At 69.3% G+C, this 16,612-nt stretch carries 16 protein-coding genes and 1 riboswitch; of the genes, 7 read left to right on the top strand and 9 right to left on the bottom strand.

Annotated elements, in window-relative coordinates; all coding sequences use genetic code 11:
• Nucleotides 1-40: 40 nt before the first annotated feature.
• Nucleotides 41-1,861: a biosynthetic-type acetolactate synthase large subunit gene (ilvB, locus tag ABFG95_RS15185; RefSeq protein WP_156525640.1), complete on the bottom strand. Its 1,821-nt coding sequence runs from the start codon at nucleotides 1,859-1,861 to the stop codon at nucleotides 41-43.
• Nucleotides 1,862-1,954: 93 nt separating this feature from the next.
• Here ilvB and ABFG95_RS15180 point away from each other — a divergent pair, with 93 nt between their 5' ends.
• A complete protein-coding gene (locus ABFG95_RS15180; RefSeq protein WP_006389474.1) occupies nucleotides 1,955-2,425 on the top strand; it encodes an Lrp/AsnC family transcriptional regulator in 471 nt (156 codons plus the stop codon).
• Between the two features lie 137 nt (nucleotides 2,426-2,562).
• Here ABFG95_RS15180 and ABFG95_RS15175 read toward each other — a convergent pair whose 3' ends face one another.
• Nucleotides 2,563-3,483: a bestrophin family ion channel gene (locus tag ABFG95_RS15175; RefSeq protein WP_059272877.1), complete on the bottom strand. Its 921-nt coding sequence runs from the start codon at nucleotides 3,481-3,483 to the stop codon at nucleotides 2,563-2,565.
• A 109-nt stretch (nucleotides 3,484-3,592) separates the two neighbouring features.
• Between ABFG95_RS15175 and ABFG95_RS15170 the strand changes: the two genes are divergently transcribed.
• Nucleotides 3,593-4,120: an SET domain-containing protein-lysine N-methyltransferase gene (locus ABFG95_RS15170; protein ID WP_006389476.1), complete on the top strand. Its 528-nt coding sequence runs from the start codon at nucleotides 3,593-3,595 to the stop codon at nucleotides 4,118-4,120.
• 643 nt (nucleotides 4,121-4,763) lie between these two features.
• Nucleotides 4,764-4,921, top strand: a riboswitch (FMN riboswitch).
• Nucleotides 4,922-5,029: 108 nt separating this feature from the next.
• On the top strand, nucleotides 5,030-5,749 hold the full coding sequence (ribB, locus tag ABFG95_RS15165; RefSeq protein WP_068981151.1) for a 3,4-dihydroxy-2-butanone-4-phosphate synthase: 720 nt from the start codon (nucleotides 5,030-5,032) through the stop codon (nucleotides 5,747-5,749).
• Nucleotides 5,750-5,866: 117 nt separating this feature from the next.
• Here the strand turns inward: ribB and ABFG95_RS15160 are convergent, their stop codons facing one another.
• Nucleotides 5,867-7,075 (bottom strand): MFS transporter, encoded by a 1,209-nt coding sequence (locus tag ABFG95_RS15160; RefSeq protein WP_241121298.1) that lies wholly within the window; start codon nucleotides 7,073-7,075, stop codon nucleotides 5,867-5,869.
• A gap of 150 nt (nucleotides 7,076-7,225) precedes the next feature.
• Here ABFG95_RS15160 and ABFG95_RS15155 point away from each other — a divergent pair, with 150 nt between their 5' ends.
• Nucleotides 7,226-7,906: a TetR/AcrR family transcriptional regulator gene (locus ABFG95_RS15155; protein WP_175146045.1), complete on the top strand. Its 681-nt coding sequence runs from the start codon at nucleotides 7,226-7,228 to the stop codon at nucleotides 7,904-7,906.
• A 43-nt stretch (nucleotides 7,907-7,949) separates the two neighbouring features.
• On the opposite strand, the gene ABFG95_RS15150 is transcribed toward ABFG95_RS15155, so the two are convergent.
• The 6 genes from ABFG95_RS15150 to ABFG95_RS15125 form a co-directional block, all read right to left on the bottom strand.
• Nucleotides 7,950-8,447 carry a nucleoside 2-deoxyribosyltransferase gene (locus tag ABFG95_RS15150; protein WP_278992753.1) on the bottom strand — a complete coding sequence of 166 codons (498 nt, stop codon included), beginning with the start codon at nucleotides 8,445-8,447 and terminating at the stop codon, nucleotides 7,950-7,952.
• A 4-nt stretch (nucleotides 8,448-8,451) separates the two neighbouring features.
• Entirely contained in the window at nucleotides 8,452-9,021 is a 570-nt protein-coding gene (locus tag ABFG95_RS15145; RefSeq protein ID WP_049070398.1) for a flavin reductase family protein, read from the bottom strand.
• Nucleotides 9,022-9,033: 12 nt separating this feature from the next.
• Nucleotides 9,034-9,486 (bottom strand): nuclear transport factor 2 family protein, encoded by a 453-nt coding sequence (locus ABFG95_RS15140; RefSeq protein WP_049070397.1) that lies wholly within the window; start codon nucleotides 9,484-9,486, stop codon nucleotides 9,034-9,036.
• A 161-nt stretch (nucleotides 9,487-9,647) separates the two neighbouring features.
• The gene (locus ABFG95_RS15135; protein ID WP_049070395.1) at nucleotides 9,648-10,259 is read right to left on the bottom strand and encodes an NAD(P)-dependent oxidoreductase; all 612 of its coding nucleotides are present in this window, start codon (nucleotides 10,257-10,259) and stop codon (nucleotides 9,648-9,650) included.
• A 165-nt stretch (nucleotides 10,260-10,424) separates the two neighbouring features.
• Nucleotides 10,425-11,351 carry a 2-dehydropantoate 2-reductase gene (gene panE, locus ABFG95_RS15130; RefSeq protein ID WP_049070394.1) on the bottom strand — a complete coding sequence of 309 codons (927 nt, stop codon included), beginning with the start codon at nucleotides 11,349-11,351 and terminating at the stop codon, nucleotides 10,425-10,427.
• 226 nt (nucleotides 11,352-11,577) lie between these two features.
• The gene (locus tag ABFG95_RS15125) at nucleotides 11,578-12,492 is read right to left on the bottom strand and encodes a VTT domain-containing protein (RefSeq protein WP_049077355.1); all 915 of its coding nucleotides are present in this window, start codon (nucleotides 12,490-12,492) and stop codon (nucleotides 11,578-11,580) included.
• Nucleotides 12,493-12,941: 449 nt separating this feature from the next.
• Here ABFG95_RS15125 and ABFG95_RS15120 point away from each other — a divergent pair, with 449 nt between their 5' ends.
• The 3 genes from ABFG95_RS15120 to ABFG95_RS15110 are packed head-to-tail and all read left to right on the top strand — an operon-like array spanning nucleotide 12,942 to nucleotide 16,604.
• Complete coding sequence (locus ABFG95_RS15120) at nucleotides 12,942-13,973, top strand: BMP family protein (protein ID WP_054418762.1); 1,032 nt, start codon at nucleotides 12,942-12,944, stop codon at nucleotides 13,971-13,973.
• Nucleotides 13,970-15,499 carry an ABC transporter ATP-binding protein gene (locus ABFG95_RS15115; RefSeq protein ID WP_278992754.1) on the top strand — a complete coding sequence of 510 codons (1,530 nt, stop codon included), beginning with the start codon at nucleotides 13,970-13,972 and terminating at the stop codon, nucleotides 15,497-15,499. The genes ABFG95_RS15120 and ABFG95_RS15115 overlap by 4 nt, the downstream gene beginning before the upstream one ends.
• 31 nt (nucleotides 15,500-15,530) lie before the next feature.
• Nucleotides 15,531-16,604, top strand: coding sequence for an ABC transporter permease (locus tag ABFG95_RS15110; protein ID WP_020925735.1), 1,074 nt, complete (start codon nucleotides 15,531-15,533; stop codon nucleotides 16,602-16,604).
• The last annotated feature ends 8 nt before the right edge of the window (nucleotides 16,605-16,612 follow it).

Below are 16,612 nucleotides of genomic sequence, written 5' to 3'. Positions count from 1 at the left end.
CCCGGCAGGGATGTCCGCCTGCCCGGCAATCGCCGCCGGCTCAGGTCGTCTCGTCCTGGTACCAGACGCCCTCGGCCAGCATCATCTTGTGGTGGCCATGGCCGGCCGGCATCATGGGGAAGCAGTTCTCCTGCGCCGTCACCGCCACGTCGAGGAAGTAGGGGCCGTCGTGCGCCAGGCACTCGGCCAGCGCCGCGTCCAGTTGCGCCGGATCCTCGACCCGCGCCGCGCCCCAGCCGAAGGCCCGCGCCAGCGCAACGAAGTCGGGCAGCGAGGCGTTGTAGCTGTGGCTGTAGCGTCCGCCGTGGATCAGTTCCTGCCACTGGCGCACCATGCCCATGTAGCCGTTGTTGCACAGCACGACCTTGACGGGCGCCTGGTGCTGCATGGCGGTGGAGAGTTCCTGGATGTTCATCAGCACCGAGGCGTCGCCGCTGACGCACACCACGGTCTTGTCCGGATGCGCGACCTGCGCGCCGATGGCGGCCGGCACGCCGTAGCCCATGGTGCCGGCGCCGCCGGAGGTGAGCCAACGGTACGGCTGGTCGAAGCGCAGATACTGCGCGGCCCACATCTGGTGCTGGCCGACGTCGGTCGAGACGATGGCGTCGCGCCCGGCCAGCGCCGCGTTCAGGCGCGACATCAGGTGCTGCGGCAGGATGGCGTCGGCCGCCGGGGTATAGCCCAGGCAGTCCTGCGCGCGCCAGGCCTGCACCCGCGCCCACCACGGCGCCAGACGCGCCGGGTCCAGCGGCCCGCCCAGCTCGGCCTGCAGGGCGCGCACCAGCGGCAGGCAGTCGCCCACCAGGGCCACGTCCACGCGCACCACCTTGTTGATGGAAGCGGGGTCGATGTCGATGTGGATCTTGCGCGCATGCGGGCAGAACTCGGACAGCTTGCCGGTGATGCGGTCGTCAAAGCGGGCGCCGATGCAGACCACCAGGTCGGCGTTGTGCATGGCCAGGTTGGCCTCGACGGTGCCGTGCATGCCCAGCATGCCGACGAATTGCGGGTCGGAGGCGGGGAACGCCCCCAGGCCCATCAGCGTCAGGGTGCAGGGCGCGCCGCTGGCGCGCACCAGCTCGGTGAAGGCGGCGCAGGCCTCGGGGCCGGCGTTCACCAGCCCGCCGCCGCCGTAGAAGATGGGGCGCTTGGCCTGCGCGATCAGCGCGGCGGCGCGGCGCACCGCCGACTGCGGCAGCTTGGGCGCCAGCTTGCCCGACTGGCGCCGCGCGCGCAGCGCCGCCAGCTTCTGCTGCGACGGGGTGTCGTCGTCGCCGTCCGCGTCGCGCGGCACGGCCAACTGCACGTCCTTGGGGAAGTCCAGCAGCACCGGGCCGGGCCGGCCCTGGCGCGTCAGTTCAAAGGCGCGGGCGGTGACGGCGGCGACGTCGTCCACCGACCGCACCTGGGTGTTCCACTTGGTCACGGAACGCGAGATGCCGATGGCGTCGCACTCCTGGAAGGCGTCGGTGCCGATGGCGCTGGTGGCGACCTGGCCGCTGATGCACAGCACCGGGATCGAGTCGCACATGGCGTCCAGCAGGCCCGAGGTGGTGTTGGCCATGCCGGGGCCGGAGGTCACGAACACCACGCCGGTGCGGCCGGTGGTGCGGGCGTAGCCCTCGGCGGCATGCACGGCGGCCTGCTCGTGGCGCACCAGCACGTGGCGCAGGCGCGGCTCGGCGTAGAGCGCGTCGTACAGCGGCAGCACGGCGCCGCCGGGATAGCCGAACACGGTGTCCACGCCGTGCGCAATCAGCGTTTCCAGCAAAATCCTGGCCCCATTGGCGGGGGGAGTTTCAGGGGCGGCAAGCGCGGCGGCGACGGAGGGGTGCAGGCGATCGTTCATGCTATCCATCTTATTGGGAATCCGGGAGAATATTTATCTTCTTTTCCACGCATTGCCGGCAAACGCAGTAAATTTATCTTTGGATCGGAGAAATCAAAGAAAATGAACCTGGACAAGTTTGATTTGGCGATTTTGCGCGTGCTGCAAGAGAACGCCCGCGCCAGCCTCAACGACATCGGCGCGGCGGTCGGCCTGTCGTCCACGCCCTGTTGGAACCGGATCAAGCGCATGGAGGCCGCCGGCGTGATCCGCGGCTATACGGTCGACATCGACCCGGCCAGCCTGGGCTTCATGGACACCGTCATCGTCCACGTCACGCTGGAGAGCCACAGCGAGGAAACGCTGTATGAGTTCGGGCGGGCGCTGGCGCAGATTCCGGAGGTGCTGGAAGCCTTCCTGGTGTCGGGCGACTACGACTATTACATCCGCATCGCCGTGCGCGACACCCGCGACTACGAGCGGCTGCTGCGCGAGCAGCTGTACCGCATCCCCGGCATCCGCCACAGCAAATCCTGCTTCGTATTGCGCCGCCTGAAGGAAACCATGCTGCCGCTGAACGGGCCGACGACCTGAACGAGCGCGGCCGGGCAGCGGAGCCGGCGCGCAGGAACCGTGGGCGCGCAGGCGCGCCGGGGCCGGTCAAGACAACGCATGCCGCGCCCAGACACGCGCCAGGCGCTACGCGCCGCCTGCACGGCGCCGCGGCGAGGTCAGCGCAGCACGCAGTCCACCGGCTGCGCCGGCTCGGGCAGCGGCCGCACGCCCAGCCCGTCCAGCAGGTCGATCTCGATCACCCGCGCCAGCGCCGACAGCGGCAGGTCGTTTTCCTCCAGGCCGAACGGATCTTCCAGCTCGTCGCCCAGCGCGTCCAGCCCGAAGAAGGTATAGGCGATGATGGTGACCGCCACCGGCATCAGGTATTCCAGCGTGCCCACCAGCCCGAACGGCAGCAGCAGGCAGAACAGCCAGGCCGTGCGATGCAGCAGCAGCGAATAGGCGAACGGCGTCGGCGTGTACTTGATGCGCTCACAGGCCGCCTGGATTGCCGCGCACTGCGCCACGCGCTGGGTCAGCGCCTGATAGAGGATGTCGGTCAATTCCCCGCGCCGCAGGCAGGCCGCCAGGTCGCGGTTGATCGCCAGCAGCAGCGCGTCGGGCACATTGCGGTTGCCGGCCAGCGTTTCCAGCTCATCCGGCTGCACCCAGGGCCGCACCGCTTCCAGCACGTCCTGGTCGCGCAGCCGCGCCGCCAGCGCATAACCGAAGCCGATGCAGCGCCGCACCAGCCTTTCCTGCACCGGATTGGCGGTGCTGGCCGCCAGCAGCACCGCGCTCTCGCGCGCCAGGCTGCGGGCCTGCACGATCAGGTCGCCCCATTGCTTGCGCGCTTCCCACCAGCGGTCGTAGCAGACGTTGTTGCGAAACCCCATGAACACCGACAGCGCCAGCCCGAACAGCGAGAACGGCACCGCCGACAGGTGCGTGGGCGAGAACCATTGACGGTGGTACATCCACACCACCACGCACGACAGCAGCGTAATGACCAGGATGCGGCTGAAGATGCGGGGAATGATCGAACCGCGCAAAACAAAGAACAAACCCAGCGCGGAAGGACGCGGACGGACAATCATGGTGCGGGTAAACAAAGAAACAAGGCGGCGCTCACTATACGCCTGTCATCCTGTCATGAGCGCGCCGATATAATTCTGTTTCGTCTCACCGCCACACTGCCGCCACTCAATGACCTCCGAAGACACCCCCATCAAGCCCTGGTACGTCGTGCGCCGCTCCAAGCTGCACGGCAACGGCGTCTTCGCCGCCCGCAAGATTCCCGCGGGCACCCGCATCATCGAGTACGGCGGCGCCCGCATCAGCGCCAAGGAAGCCGACCGTCGCCACCCCACCAACCCCGACGATCCCTTCCACACCTTCTTCTTCGCCCTCAGCTCCGGCCGCGTCATCGACGGCGGCGACCAGGGCAACGACGCCCGCTGGATCAACCACTCCTGTGAGCCCAACTGCGAGGCCCAGGAAGGCAAGCACGGCAAGCGCGTCTACATCGTCGCGCTGCAGGACATCCCGCGCGGCACGGAACTCTCCTACGACTACGGCCTCGTCCTGGACGGCCGCATCACCAAGGCCCTGAAGGAAGGCTACAAGTGCCTCTGCGGCACCCCCCCGTGCCGCGGCACCATGCTGGCGCTGCCCGAAAAGAAGAAGAAAAAGAAAAAGGCCGAAGCGCCAGCGGAACCGGAAACCACGAAGTAAGCAAGCGGCGCGGGCGCCAACAGCGCAGCCACAACGGCTGCGCTCGCCCAACACCCGTTATCCAGCCCGCCCCAACCACGCTCGCGCCACAGCCATGCGGCCCGCGGCCGAGGCGATACCCGCCCCGCCCGAATCTACGGCCCACCCATCCCAAGACCACGCGACGCCCATCCCTAACGCCAGCCGCTGCGCCGCCACGCCGGCCCAGCAGCCAACCCGGCACCGCCCCGACGCAACACACCCAAATGCCAAAGAAGGCCGCCCGCGCGGCCGCCTTTGGCGACCCCGCCCCCCCCTCCGACCCAGCCCGGCTCTTGGCCAAAACGCCAAGCAAGCCACCCGCCCCCACGCCCGTGAAGTGACAACCGACCGAGCCGGGGGTGGCGGGGCTTGGGGGGAGCGGGGCGTGTAGATGCGCCCGAGGGAATCTGAAGGAACAGCCGAAGGCTGTGACGAAGATGACGAAGGGGCAGTCCGGAGCGAACGCTCCGGACCGCAATCGTAGCCCCGCTCCCCCAAGCCCCGCCACCCCGGCGTCTTAAGAACCCACCCCCACCCAAAACCCCACCCGCAATAAGCATATTCAGCACCACCCCCAAGACCAGCGTAAAATCCCCGATGTCGTTAACACGACAAACAAGCAGTACGTCTTCAGGGCGGGGCGAAATTCCCCACCGGCGGTATGCCAAGCAATTTGGCGAGCCCGCGAGCGCCCGGCGTCCTTCACGGAGGACACCGGGGTCAGCAGATCTGGTGAGATGCCAGGGCCGACGGTCACAGTCCGGATGAGAGAAGATGTGCCGTCACACGCCCCCTGTCCGCGCCCCACACGCGCGGGCAATTGGTTTGCGTTCGGCTGTCGATTAGCCCTGAAACGTTTTTCGCCCACTTTTTCGCGAGAGCGTTTCAATGTCCAACGTTACCCTTACCCCGCAGTCCCCCATCCCCAGCCTGGCCGCCCAGCCCTTCGCCGCGCGCCTGCAACGCGCCCTGCATCACCTGCGCCTGGGCCGTCCCGTCATCCTCATGGATGACTTCGACCGTGAAAACGAAGCCGACCTCATCGTCGCCGCCGACAAGCTGACCGTGCCCGTCATGGCCCAGTTGATCCGCGACGGCAGTGGCATCGTCTGCCTGTGCCTGCCCGGCGAAACCCTCGACCGCCTCGACCTGGCCCCCATGGTCCAGCGCAACCAGAGCCGCTTCGCCACCGCCTTCACCGTCTCGATCGAAGCGCGCGAAGGCGTCAGCACCGGCGTGTCGGCCGTGGACCGCGTCACCACCATCCGCGCCGCCATCTCGCCCACCGCGCAGGCCGACGACATCGTCAGCCCCGGCCACGTCTTCCCGCTGCGCGCCCAGCCCGGCGGCGTGCTGACCCGCCGTGGCCACACCGAAGGTTCGGTCGACCTGGCCACGCTGGCCGGCCTGCGTCCCGCCGGCGTGCTGTGCGAACTGATGAACGCCGACGGCACCATGATGCGCGGCGCCGCGCTGGAGCGTTATGCCGCCCAGCACGGCCTGGTCGCCCTGACCATCGCCGAACTGGCCGACCACCTGCGGCAACTGCGCGACGGCCAGGCCCAGCCGGTCGATGACGAAGTGCTGGAAATGGCCGCCACGGTCTGAACGCCAACGGCGCCCGCATCGGCGGGCGCCGTCACCCTCAATCAATAAATACGCGCGACCTGGCAGCCTCGCCAACCGTCGGCGTCGGCGCGCTGCCGTTGCCTGGCGGCAATCACCCTATGGCACGGCAACGCGACCGCGCAGCGCCATCGCCACCAGCACCGCGCCCAGCGCGCACGCGCCCCCCAACGCATACACCGCGCCGTAGCCCTGCACGCCGGCCAGCCAGCCGGCAACGGGACTGGCAATGCCCAGCGCCACGTCCAGGAACGCCACATACGCCCCCATGGCCGCGCCACGGCTGGCCGGCGGCACCCGGCGCACCGCTTCCACGCCGAACGCCGGGAACGCCAGCGAATAACCCGCGCCGCTCAACAGCGCGCCGGCAAACGCCCACGCCGGCGTCGGGCCCATCCAGATCAGCCACTGGCCGACCGCCTCGATCAGCACGCACACCAACGCCACGCGCGCGCCACCCAGCTTGTCGGGCAGCCCGGCGAAGAACAGCCGCGCCACGATGAAGCCCACGCCGAACAGGCTGAACATCCACGCAGCGCCGTCCCAGCCGCGCTGCGCGAACAGCAGGCTGATGAAGGCGGTGATGACGCCAAATCCCACGCTGGTCAGCGCCAACCCCAGGCCCGGCAGCATCACCATGCCCAGCACGCGGTAGAACGGCGTGCGCGCGCCCCCGGCCGCTGGCACGCCGCGCTGTGGCAGCACCAGCGCCAACGCCAGCACGGGGATGAACACCGTGGCCCAGGCGATGCCTTCGAAACCGGCCGCGCCGTACAAGCGCATGCCAGCGGGCGCGCCCAACCCGAATGCGGCGTAGATCGCCACGCCGATCCAGGCCATCACGCGGCCCGCGTTCCGCGGCCCGACGCGGCCCACGCCCCAGCTCAACGCGCCGGTGACGATCAGGCTTTCGGCGCAGCCCATGAGGGCGCGGCCGGCCATCAACGCGGCCAGCGCCGCGCGCGGTTGCGCTGCCTGCGCGTTGGCCAGCAGGTACAGCAGACCCGCCACCGACCCCAGCAGGAAGCCGGTGACCACCGCGCGCCTGGCGCCGCGCCGATCGGCCAGCGAACCGGACCAGGCACGCGACAGCAGCGCCGCCGCGAACTGCAGGCCGGCCACGATGCCGACCACCAGCGCCCCCTGCGCCAGCACGCCGTCGACGTACAGCGGCAGCACCGGCATGGGCAGGCCGACCATGAAAAAGCCGACGAAGACCGCCAGCGTCAGGGGCAATATCTGCATGAAAACGGGACGCGCGGTCCCGCCGGCCGCGGGCAGCGCCGTGGCCGTCGATGAAGTCGACATGAGGATTCCTTGGAAGTGGGAAACGCACCCGGTGGCCCGCTCGTCGCAATCGACGATGGCATAATCGGCCGGAGTTCGGCGCGATGCCCGTTGCGTACCGAAATTTTATGAACCGATGCTCAGGTTTGAAACTCGCTTTCCCCGAACCCAATGACATCCATCCCGCAGCCCCGTAAATCGCCGCGCCAGCAACGTTCACAGCAAACCGTCGACATCATTTTGCAAGCGACAGCTCGCGTTCTGGCCGAGCACGGCTACGCCGGCACCAACACCAACCGCATCGCCGAGACCGCCGGCGTCAGCGTCGGTTCGCTGTACCAGTACTTCCCCAACAAGAACGCGCTGATCGCGGCCTTGCACGACCGCCACGACCAGCAGATGCTGGCGCTGATCGACGAGGTGCTGGACGGCAACCCCGCGGCCACGCTGCGCGAACGGGTCGCGGCCATCGTTGCCGCGTCGCTGCGCGCGCACCTGCTGGAGCCGGCGCTGCACCGCGTGCTGGAGCGCGAATTCCCGCTCTTTGACCAGCCGCGCGACCACAGCCGCGCCGACCAGGACATCCACCGCCGCATGCGCCACCTGCTGGAGCTGCATCGCGAAGAAATCGCGCAGCAGGATCGCGAGCTGGCGACCTACGTGGTGTTGCGCATCATGGAGTCGCTGGTGCACGCGGTGGCGCTGGAGCCGCCGGCCGGGTTCGATCCGCGGCAACTGGAACGGGCGGTGGTGGACGCGGTGATGGGATACCTGGGCACGCCGACCGCCAGCGTCAAGGCCCGGGCCAATCGCGCCACGGCCCGCAAGCCAGGCCGCGCCGGCGAGGCCTGAAGCCGGGGATGACGGCGGGCGCCAACGGGCCGCCGCTGGCGCGCTAACCGCGCGCCATGTGCGCCAGGCAGTCGGCCGCGTCGCCCACCACGATGCGGGCGCTGCACGCCAGCATCAGGTTCAGGTTCAAGCCGAAGTCCTCCACCGTGTAGCCCTGCGCGTCCACCGCGCGCGCCGCATCGTCGGCGGCCACGCCCACGGCGACCTGCTCACGCACGCTGCCGGCCTGCGACGTATAGCCCCACACCGGCTTGCCCAACGCGATGGCGTAGCCGACCTCGAAGGCCGTGCCCGAATCGGGTTCGGCGCCACGGAACGGGTTGAGGTTGGCCATCACCAGGTCGGCGCGCTGGATCATCGCCGCGTTGGCCTGGTAGATCCATTGCGCCAGCGCGGCGCCGGACAGACCGGCCGGCGGCGTGTTGTCGAGCGGGTAGAGCCCCTCGAAGCCATGCGCGGCCGCCAGCGTCTTGAGCCGCTCGCCGTGCGCCACCGCGTCGGGCAGGAACACGTCGAAGCCGGCAAGGTAGACGCGGCGCATGGGCTTACTCCGGATCGGCAACCGAGAACGCTTCGCCGGTGGCGAAGAACGAACCGCCCGCGACGTAATGCACCGAGCGGCGCGCGTCGTCATTGAAGTGCCAGCGGTTGCCGGAGAACACGTCGGGCGCGGCCCAGGCGGCCACCACCTCGCCGATGAACAGGTCGTAGGCCTGCTGGTTATGCGGCTCGGGCACCACCTTGCATTCGAGCCAGCCGAGGCAGCCTTCGATCAGCGGCGCGCCGATCTTGCTGGCGGCGAAGGTGGCCAGGCCGCTGGCCTTGAACTTGTCTTCGTCGCGCCCCGAATGCGAGCCAACCTGCAGGGTGGCCTGGGCCTGCGCGCGCGAGGGGATGCACAGCGCGAATTCGCCGGAAGCCTCGATCAGCGTGCGCGTGTGGGTGTTCTTGTCCACCACCACCAGCATCTTGGGCGGGCTGAAATCCAGCGGCATGGCCCAGGCCGCGGCCATGACGTTGCGCTCGGCGCCGTGGGCGCTGGTGACCAGCACGGTGGGGCCGTGGTTCAGCAGCAGGTAGGCGCGTGGCAGGTCGACGGGTTCGATGGCGGACATGGTTTACCGGTCTCAGAACATGCCGTTCTTGTTGGCGGGATTTTCCGGGATTTCCTGGCTGACGTCCCAGTGCTCGACGATCTTGCCGTTCTCGACCCGGAAGATGTCGACCACGGCCTGGCCGCGGTCTTCGGGCGATTCGCGCCACAGGTTGTGGATCATCACCAGGTCGCCCTCGGCGATGACGCGCTTGATGTCGACCGTGGCCTGCGGATGCTGCTCGAAGTAGTGCGGGAAGAAATCCACCATCGGCTCGACGCCGTCGCGCATGTAGGGGTTGTGCTGGATGTAGTTCTTGCCGACATACAGGCGCACCGCCTCGTCGATCTCGCGGTCCTGGAACATCATGCGGAAAAACGCCAACACGATGTCCTTGTTGGACTGCGGCGCGGCGGCCTGTACCGGCGCCACACAGCTGGCGGCCAGCAACAGGCAAAGGGCCAACGATTTGAACTTCATGCTCATACTGACTACTCGGGGATCGTGACGCCGGCTGGCGGTTTGCCAGTTTACAAACAAAACCGGCCGATTCGACCCTGCCGCCATTGCGGCTTTCGCCTGAAAAACGACGCGGCCCCTTGGGTCCAAGGAGCCGCGTCAGGCGATCCGGGGGGAAGCGGACGGAATCAGTAGCCCACGGTGAAGCGGCGGCGCGAGTGCTTGGGCGTCTCGATCTCGTCGGCCAGGGCGATGGCGTAGTCTTCCATCGAGATCCAGCTCTTGCCGCCGGCATCGACCAGCAGGCTGTCATCGCCAAGGCGGAAGGCGCCGGTGCGCTCGCCCGGCTCGAACAGCGCCGACGGCGACAGGAAGGTCCAGTTCAGCACCTTTTCCTGGCGCAAGGCGTCCAGGAACACGACGCCGGCGCGCGCCTCGGGCTTGTAGGCGTCAGGGAATTCCGGGGTGTCGATCAGCATCTTGCCGGGCGCCACTTCCAGGCTGCCGGCGCCGCCGACCACCAGCAGGCGCGGCACGCCGGCGTCCTTCACGGCCGCCAGCAGCGGCTTGGCGTCGGCGGACACGAAGCGCGAGGCGCTGACCACGGCGTCATGGCCCTTGAGCAGGGGCGTCAGCGCCTGCGGGTCGGTGGCGTCGCCCTGCTGGACGGTCAGGCCGGGCTGGGCGTTGACGTCGCCCAGGTTGCGGGCAATGCCCGTGACCTGGTGGCCGCGCTTGAGCAGCTCGTCCGCCACGCGCGAGCCGACGCGGCCCGTGATTCCGATCAATGCGATTTTCATGGTGTTGCTCCTGGTAGGTGGGCCCCGGACGATGGCCGCGACAGGCGGCGCTGGACGGTCCGGAGCACGGGCAAACCCATACTATTCGGCCGGATCGGATCCCGGAACCCACGGGCACGGAAGAGTTTTTTGCAATCCATGCACCAATGAGCCCGGGCCGCGCGGTCAGGCCGCGGCGCGCTGCGCCTGGTAGACCTGCAAATGCGCGTAGGCCGTGCGCAGCGTGGAGGCATCCACCCCCAGCGTACGCGCGCGCCGCACCATGTCGCCGACGATGTGGTCGGCCTCGACCGGCAGGCCCTGGCGCAGGTCGCGGAACATCGAGGCGGTCATGGCCTGGGACGGATCGGTCAGGATCTTGAGCGCGTTGGCGTCGGCCTCGGGCCGCACCGCGTGGCCGCTGGCGGCGGCAACCGCCTGCGATTCGCGCAGCAGGCCGCGCACGATGTCGGCGCCGTCGTCGGTGGCGGCGATCTGGCCGACCGTGCCGCGCATCAGGCAGGTGGCGGCGGCCAGCGTCGTCAGGAACACGTATTTTTCCCAGATGTCCTGGTAGATGTCTTCGCTCAGGCGGCTGACGTATTCGCCGCCGGCCAGGGCCTCTGCCAGTGCCTCGCAGCGGGCGCTGCGGGCCGGGCCGGCGCGTTCGCCGAAGACGATGCTGGCGTGCTTGCCCAGGTGGATCACCTGCCCTTCGGGGCCGAGCGTGGCGTTGATCTGGCACAGGCCGCCCAGCACGCGGTGCGGTTCGAATTCGCGGTCCAGCACGTCGTACTGCAGCACGCCGTTCATGATGGGCAGCACCGCGGTGTCGGGGCCCACGGCGGGGCGGATGGCGTCGATGGCGCTTTGCAGGTCATAGGCCTTGCAGCTGAGCACCACCACGTCGTAGAAGCCCTTCAGCGTGTCGGCGGTGGCCAATTGCGGCTGCAGCGTGGCGTCGCCGAACGGGCTTTCGATGCGCAGGCCCTGCTCGCGCAGGCGCGCGGCGCGGGCCTCGCGCACCAGGAAGGTCACGTCCGCGCCCGCCTGGGCGGCGCGGCCGCCGAAATAGCCGCCGGTTCCACCGGCGCCCAAGAACAACAACTTCATGCCTGTCTCCCTGGCCCGTCAAAGGCGCGGGCCGATGGAGCCATTATGCGCCCGTGGCGGCGCCGGGCGCGGACCGAAACCGCGCGGGCGCCCATGGCCCGGACAGACGCCGGCGCGGCCCGCCAAAGGCCCGCATCCAGGTGGGTGGAGGTAGAGGGGAACGATCGCGGGCGGAGCGCCCGCGTGACCTGCGACCGGCGGCCGCCGTCACGCCCCCGGCACGATGTCAGGCCGGGTGCGCGTGGCGCGCCCAGGCTTCGTAGCCGCCGCGCAGCGCCCAGGTCTTGGGGTAGCCGGCGGCGCGCAGGCGCGCGGCCAGCATCGCGGCCGAAACCTCGTTGGGGCAGGCGCAATAGACCACGATATCGGCCTCCTCGCTGCCGGCTTCAAGCGCCGGCAGCGGGGCGCGCAGGTCAACGGCGATGGCGCCGGGGATGCGGTCTTCCTCGCGCACCGCCTCGGGGCGCACGTCGAACACCAGCGCCTGGCGGCCGTCCTGGCGCCACTGCATCAGCTCGTCCACCGACAGCCGCGGAATCACGCGCAGGTGGCGCTTGAGGATCCAGCGCCGCAGGGCGCGGGCGATGATGTACAGCGCCAGCACCGCCGCCAGCAGGGCCAGCCCCATGGGGCCGTAAGTGCCCAGCACGTCCAGCACGTCGTTGACCACGCCGTGAAACAGCCCGCCCAGCAGCAGCGCCGAGCCCGCCCAGATCATGGCGCCCACCAGGTCATAGGCCAGGAAACGGCGGTACGGCGTGCCGGTCAGGCCGGCCATCACGGTGGACAGGGCGCCGGCGCCGGGCAGGAACTTGCAGACCAGCAGGGCGCGCACGCCGATGCGCAGATACAGGCGCTGGGTCTGGCGGATGCAAGAGTCCTGCGACAGCGACATCCTGCAGATCACGCCCAGCAGGCGCGAGCCGTAGCGCTGGCCGGCCGCGTACCAGAGCGAGTCGGCCAGCAGACAGGCGACGGTGGCCGCCAGCCACGGCACCAGCCAGCCGGCCGCGCCGGCCAGGGCGCCGGCGGCGATCAGCATGGGATAGGCGGGCACGGGCAGGCCCGCCTGCTCGACCAGCACGTTGGCGAAGACGAGCCAGCCGCCGTACTGCTCAAGCAGCAATTGAATGTCTTGCATGATGGATTCCGGCTTGCCGCGCACGGGCGCGGCGCTATGCGGGAATTTTAGGCCCGCGGCCGCGCCGATGGCCGCATGGCGATAGGCCTCCAGGGCCTTTCGGGCCCATTTCAGCCGCAACAGGCTGTTCCACGCCGAAAAGTGTCCACGCACCGCAACGGTGCGCACCATGCTGGTGCCACGCTTGGCCGCCAGGGTGCCTATAATCGCGCCCGGCCATCAGGATTCCCCCGACTTGTCGCGGGAATGCCGCATGGCATACAACTTGCTTCGCCAGGACTGGCCGCGAACCTGCCCATTCGGATGGGGCGCGCCGCCCCGGCGCTCCCCCATCCGATGACCGATCCCACGCCCTCGACCCCGCCCGCCCACGCGTGCCGCACCGCGACGCCCGGACATCGCCGCCATTCCTCCCATTCCCTTTCCATCCCCGCGAAGGAGACTTGCGCATGAAATCCCTTTCCCTCCCGGCCGCCGGCGGCATTGCCCGCCGTGGCCTGCTGAAGCTGGCCGCGGCCGCCGCCGGCGCGCTGCTGCTGTCGGCTGGCGCCCAGGCCCAGGCGCCCGCCAAGACCAAGGTTGCCGCCATCTACACGGTGCCGGTGGAACAGCAATGGGTGTCGCGCATCCACAAGGCGCTGACCGCCGCGCGCGACCGGGGTGAAATCGAATACACGTTCTCGGAAAACGTCACCAACGCCGACTACGAGCGCGTCATGCGCCAGTACGCCGAGCAGGGCAACAAGCTGGTGGTGGGCGAGGCCTTCGCGGTCGAGGCCGCCGCCCGCAAGGTGGCCAAGGACTACCCGCAGACCGCCTTCCTGATGGGTTCGTCGGGTAAGCCGCAGCAGCCCAACTTCTCGGTGTTCGACAACTACATCCAGGAACCGGCCTACCTGACCGGCATGATCGCCGCCGGCATGAGCAAGACCGGCAAGATCGGCCTGGTGGGCGGCTACCCCATCCCCGAAGTGAACCGCCTGATGCAGGCCTTCATCGAGGGCGCCAAGGAAATCAACCCCAAGACCGAATTCACCGTGACCTTCATCGGTTCGTGGTTCGATCCCCCGAAGGCCAAGGAAGCCGCCTTCGCCATGATCGACAAGGGCGCGGACGTGCTGTACGCCGAGCGCTTCGGCGTGTCGGACGCCGCCAAGGAACGCGGCAAGCTGGCCATCGGCAACGTCATCGACACCCAGCCGCAGTACCCCGAGACCGTGGTGGCCTCGGCGCTGTGGAGCATGGAGCCGACCATCGACGAGGCGCTCAAGCAGGTCAAGGCCGGCACCTTCAAGGCCGCCGACTTCGGCCAATACTCGCTGATGAAATACAAGGGTTCGTCGCTGGCGCCGCTGGGCACCTTCGAGAGCAAGATCCCCGCTGACCTGATCGCCAAGGTGCAGGCCAAGCAGAAGGCCATCCTGGACGGCAGCTTCAGCGTGCAGGTCAACGACAAAGAACCCAAGTCGTCGGCACGATGAATCAAGCGGCTCTCGCCCTGCGGCTGGCAGGGATCACCAAACGCTTCGGCAGCCTGACGGCCAATGACGATGTCTCGCTGACGCTGGCGCAAGGCGAAGTGCTGGCCCTGCTGGGCGAGAACGGCGCCGGCAAATCGACCCTGGTGTCGATCCTGTTCGGCCACTACGTGGCCGACGCCGGCAGTATCGAAGTCTTCGGCCAACCCTTGCCGCCGGGCCGGCCCGACGCCGCGCTGGCGGCGGGGGTCGGCATGGTGCACCAGCACTTCACGCTGGCCGACAACCTGACCGTGCTGGACAACATCATGGTCGGCACCGAGTCGCTGTGGAAGCTGGCCTCGGGCCGCGGCCCGGCGCGCCGCCGCCTGGTGGAACTGGGCCAGCGCTTCGGCCTGGGGGTGGATCCGGACGCGCGCGTCGGCAGCCTGTCGGTGGGCGAGAAGCAGCGCGTCGAGATCCTCAAGGCGCTGTACCGCGGCGCCAAGGTGCTGATCCTGGACGAGCCCACCGCCGTCCTCACGCCGCAGGAAGTGCAGGACCTGTTCGCCACGCTGCGCGGCTTCGTCGACGAGGGCCTGGCCGTCATCTTCATTTCGCACAAGCTGGACGAGGTCATGGCCGTGTCGCGCCGCGTCGCGGTGCTGCGCCAGGGCAAGCTGGTGGCCGAGCGCGACACCGCCGCCACCACGCCGGCCGAACTGGCCGAGCTGATGGTGGGCCGCAAGGTCGCCATGCCGCACGCCGAAGCCATGGCGGCGGCCGGCCAAGCCGCGCCGGTGGTGACGCTGTCGCAGGTCACCGTGCGCGACCCGCGCGGCGGCGCGCCGCGCCTGGACAGCCTGGACCTGGTGGTGCACAAGCATGAGATCGTGGCCATCGCCGGCGTCGCCGGCAACGGCCAGCAGGCGCTCGTGTCGGTGCTGACCGGCCTGCGCCAGCCCGCCGACGGCACCATCCGCCTGGGCCCCGAACACGCGGCCGCGCCCACCACGCCGGCCGGCTGGACCGCCGCGCACGTGGGCCGCATTCCCGAGGATCGCCACGGCGAAGGCATGATCGGCGACAGCCCGCTGTGGGAAAACGCCATCGTCGAAGACCTGAAGGACCCGCGCTTCTCGCGCTTCGGGCTGATCCGCGCCAAGGCCGGCCGCGCCTACGCGGCGGCGCTGGCCAAGCAGTTCGACGTGCGCGCCGCCTCGCTGGATGTGCGCACCCGCAGCCTGTCGGGCGGCAACATGCAGAAGCTGATCCTGGGCCGCACCCTGGCGCGCGAACCGCGCTTCATCGTCGCCGACCAGCCCACCTGGGGCCTGGACATCGGCGCGGTGGCCTACGTGCGCGAACAGCTGCTGGCCGCGCGCCGGCGCGGCGCCGGCATCCTGCTGGTATCGGAAGACCTGGAAGAGATCTTCGCGCTGGCCGACCGCATCGCGGTGCTGTGCGGCGGCAAGCTGGTCGCCGACAAGCCGGTCGCGCAATGGACGCCCGCCACCGTCGGGCTGGCCATGACGGGCACGCGCGCCTGACACCGTGCCCCCTCTACTGAGCATTTCTCGAATGAAACTGATCCTGGAACGCCGCCCCGAGCCCAGCCGCACCGCGCTGGCCCTGGCCCCGATCGCGGCCATCCTCTTTACGCTGGCGGTGTGCACGCTGCTGGTGGCCTGGGCCGGCGCGCCGGTGGGCCGCACCTACGCGCTGCTGTTCGAAGGCGCGTTCGGCTCCAAATTCGCGCTGTCCGAGACTCTGACGCGCGCCACGCCGCTGATGCTGACCGGCCTGGCCTGCGCCGTAGCCTTTCGCGCGCGCTTCTACAACATCGGCGCCGAAGGCCAGTTGTACCTGGGCGCGCTGGCCGCCGTGGCGGTGGGCGGCCTGCATGACGGCACCGGCTTCGACCTGCCCCTGCCGGCGCTATTCGGCGGCATGATGCTGGCGGCGGCGCTGGCCGGCGCCTTGCTGCTGCTGATCCCGGCGCTCCTCAAGACGCGCCTGGGCGTGGACGAAGTGGTGACCACGCTGCTGGGCAACTTCATCGTGCTGCTGTTCGTCTCGATGATGCTGGACGGCCCCATGAAAGACCCGATGGCGATGGGCTGGCCGCAATCGGTGGCGCTCAATCCCGACCTGGAGCTGGGCAAGCTGATCGAGCGCACCCGCGCCCACACTGGCCTGCTGTGGGCCGCCGGCCTGGCGCTGGGCCTGTGGCTGCTGAACCGCTACACGGTGTTCGGCTTCCAGATGCGCGCGGTCGGCGCCAACGCCCACGCCTCGCGCTTCCTGGGCCTGCCGGTCAACCGCGTGATGCTGGGCACGGCCATGCTGTCGGGCGCGCTGGCCGGACTGGCCGGCGCCATCGAGGTGGCCGGCCGCACCGGCTACGTCACGCTCGACATGTCGCCGGGCTACGGCTACACCGGCGTGGTGGTGGCCATGCTGGCCGGCCTGCACCCGCTGGGCGTGATCCTGGCCAGCATCTTCGTGGCCGGCATGCTGGTGGGCGCGGACAGCATGAGCCGCGCCATCGCGGTGCCGAACTACATCGCCGACGTCATCGTCGCCACGTCGTTGCTCGCCATGCTGGTCGCGACGCTGTTCGCGCAGTACCGCCTGCGCCGCAACCGGGCTTGAGGAGCACG

The sequence above is a fragment of the Achromobacter sp. HNDS-1 genome, from assembly GCF_040084795.1.
Classification (GTDB): Bacteria; Pseudomonadota; Gammaproteobacteria; order Burkholderiales; family Burkholderiaceae_B; genus Achromobacter; species Achromobacter ruhlandii.
This window is presented reverse-complemented; position numbering and strand designations above follow the sequence as displayed.

Bases quoted from the DNA above. Each gene is read 5' to 3' on its own strand.
- ABFG95_RS15170 (WP_006389476.1), top strand. From the start codon at position 3,593: ATGACCTCCGAAGACACCCCCATCAAGCCCTGGTACGTCGTGCGCCGC.
- ribB (WP_068981151.1), top strand. From the start codon at position 5,030: ATGTCCAACGTTACCCTTACCCCGCAGTCCCCCATCCCCAGCCTGGCC.
- ABFG95_RS15150 (WP_278992753.1), bottom strand. From the start codon at position 8,447: ATGCGCCGCGTCTACCTTGCCGGCTTCGACGTGTTCCTGCCCGACGCG.
- panE (WP_049070394.1), bottom strand. From the start codon at position 11,351: ATGAAGTTGTTGTTCTTGGGCGCCGGTGGAACCGGCGGCTATTTCGGC.
- ABFG95_RS15140 (WP_049070397.1), bottom strand. From the start codon at position 9,486: ATGAGCATGAAGTTCAAATCGTTGGCCCTTTGCCTGTTGCTGGCCGCC.
- ABFG95_RS15115 (WP_278992754.1), top strand. From the start codon at position 13,970: ATGAATCAAGCGGCTCTCGCCCTGCGGCTGGCAGGGATCACCAAACGC.
- ABFG95_RS15145 (WP_049070398.1), bottom strand. From the start codon at position 9,021: ATGTCCGCCATCGAACCCGTCGACCTGCCACGCGCCTACCTGCTGCTG.
- ABFG95_RS15155 (WP_175146045.1), top strand. From the start codon at position 7,226: ATGACATCCATCCCGCAGCCCCGTAAATCGCCGCGCCAGCAACGTTCA.
- ABFG95_RS15120 (WP_054418762.1), top strand. From the start codon at position 12,942: ATGAAATCCCTTTCCCTCCCGGCCGCCGGCGGCATTGCCCGCCGTGGC.
- ABFG95_RS15175 (WP_059272877.1), bottom strand. From the start codon at position 3,483: ATGATTGTCCGTCCGCGTCCTTCCGCGCTGGGTTTGTTCTTTGTTTTG.
- ilvB (WP_156525640.1), bottom strand. From the start codon at position 1,861: ATGGATAGCATGAACGATCGCCTGCACCCCTCCGTCGCCGCCGCGCTT.
- ABFG95_RS15135 (WP_049070395.1), bottom strand. From the start codon at position 10,259: ATGAAAATCGCATTGATCGGAATCACGGGCCGCGTCGGCTCGCGCGTG.
- ABFG95_RS15110 (WP_020925735.1), top strand. From the start codon at position 15,531: ATGAAACTGATCCTGGAACGCCGCCCCGAGCCCAGCCGCACCGCGCTG.
- ABFG95_RS15180 (WP_006389474.1), top strand. From the start codon at position 1,955: ATGAACCTGGACAAGTTTGATTTGGCGATTTTGCGCGTGCTGCAAGAG.
- ABFG95_RS15125 (WP_049077355.1), bottom strand. From the start codon at position 12,492: ATGCAAGACATTCAATTGCTGCTTGAGCAGTACGGCGGCTGGCTCGTC.
- ABFG95_RS15160 (WP_241121298.1), bottom strand. From the start codon at position 7,075: ATGTCGACTTCATCGACGGCCACGGCGCTGCCCGCGGCCGGCGGGACC.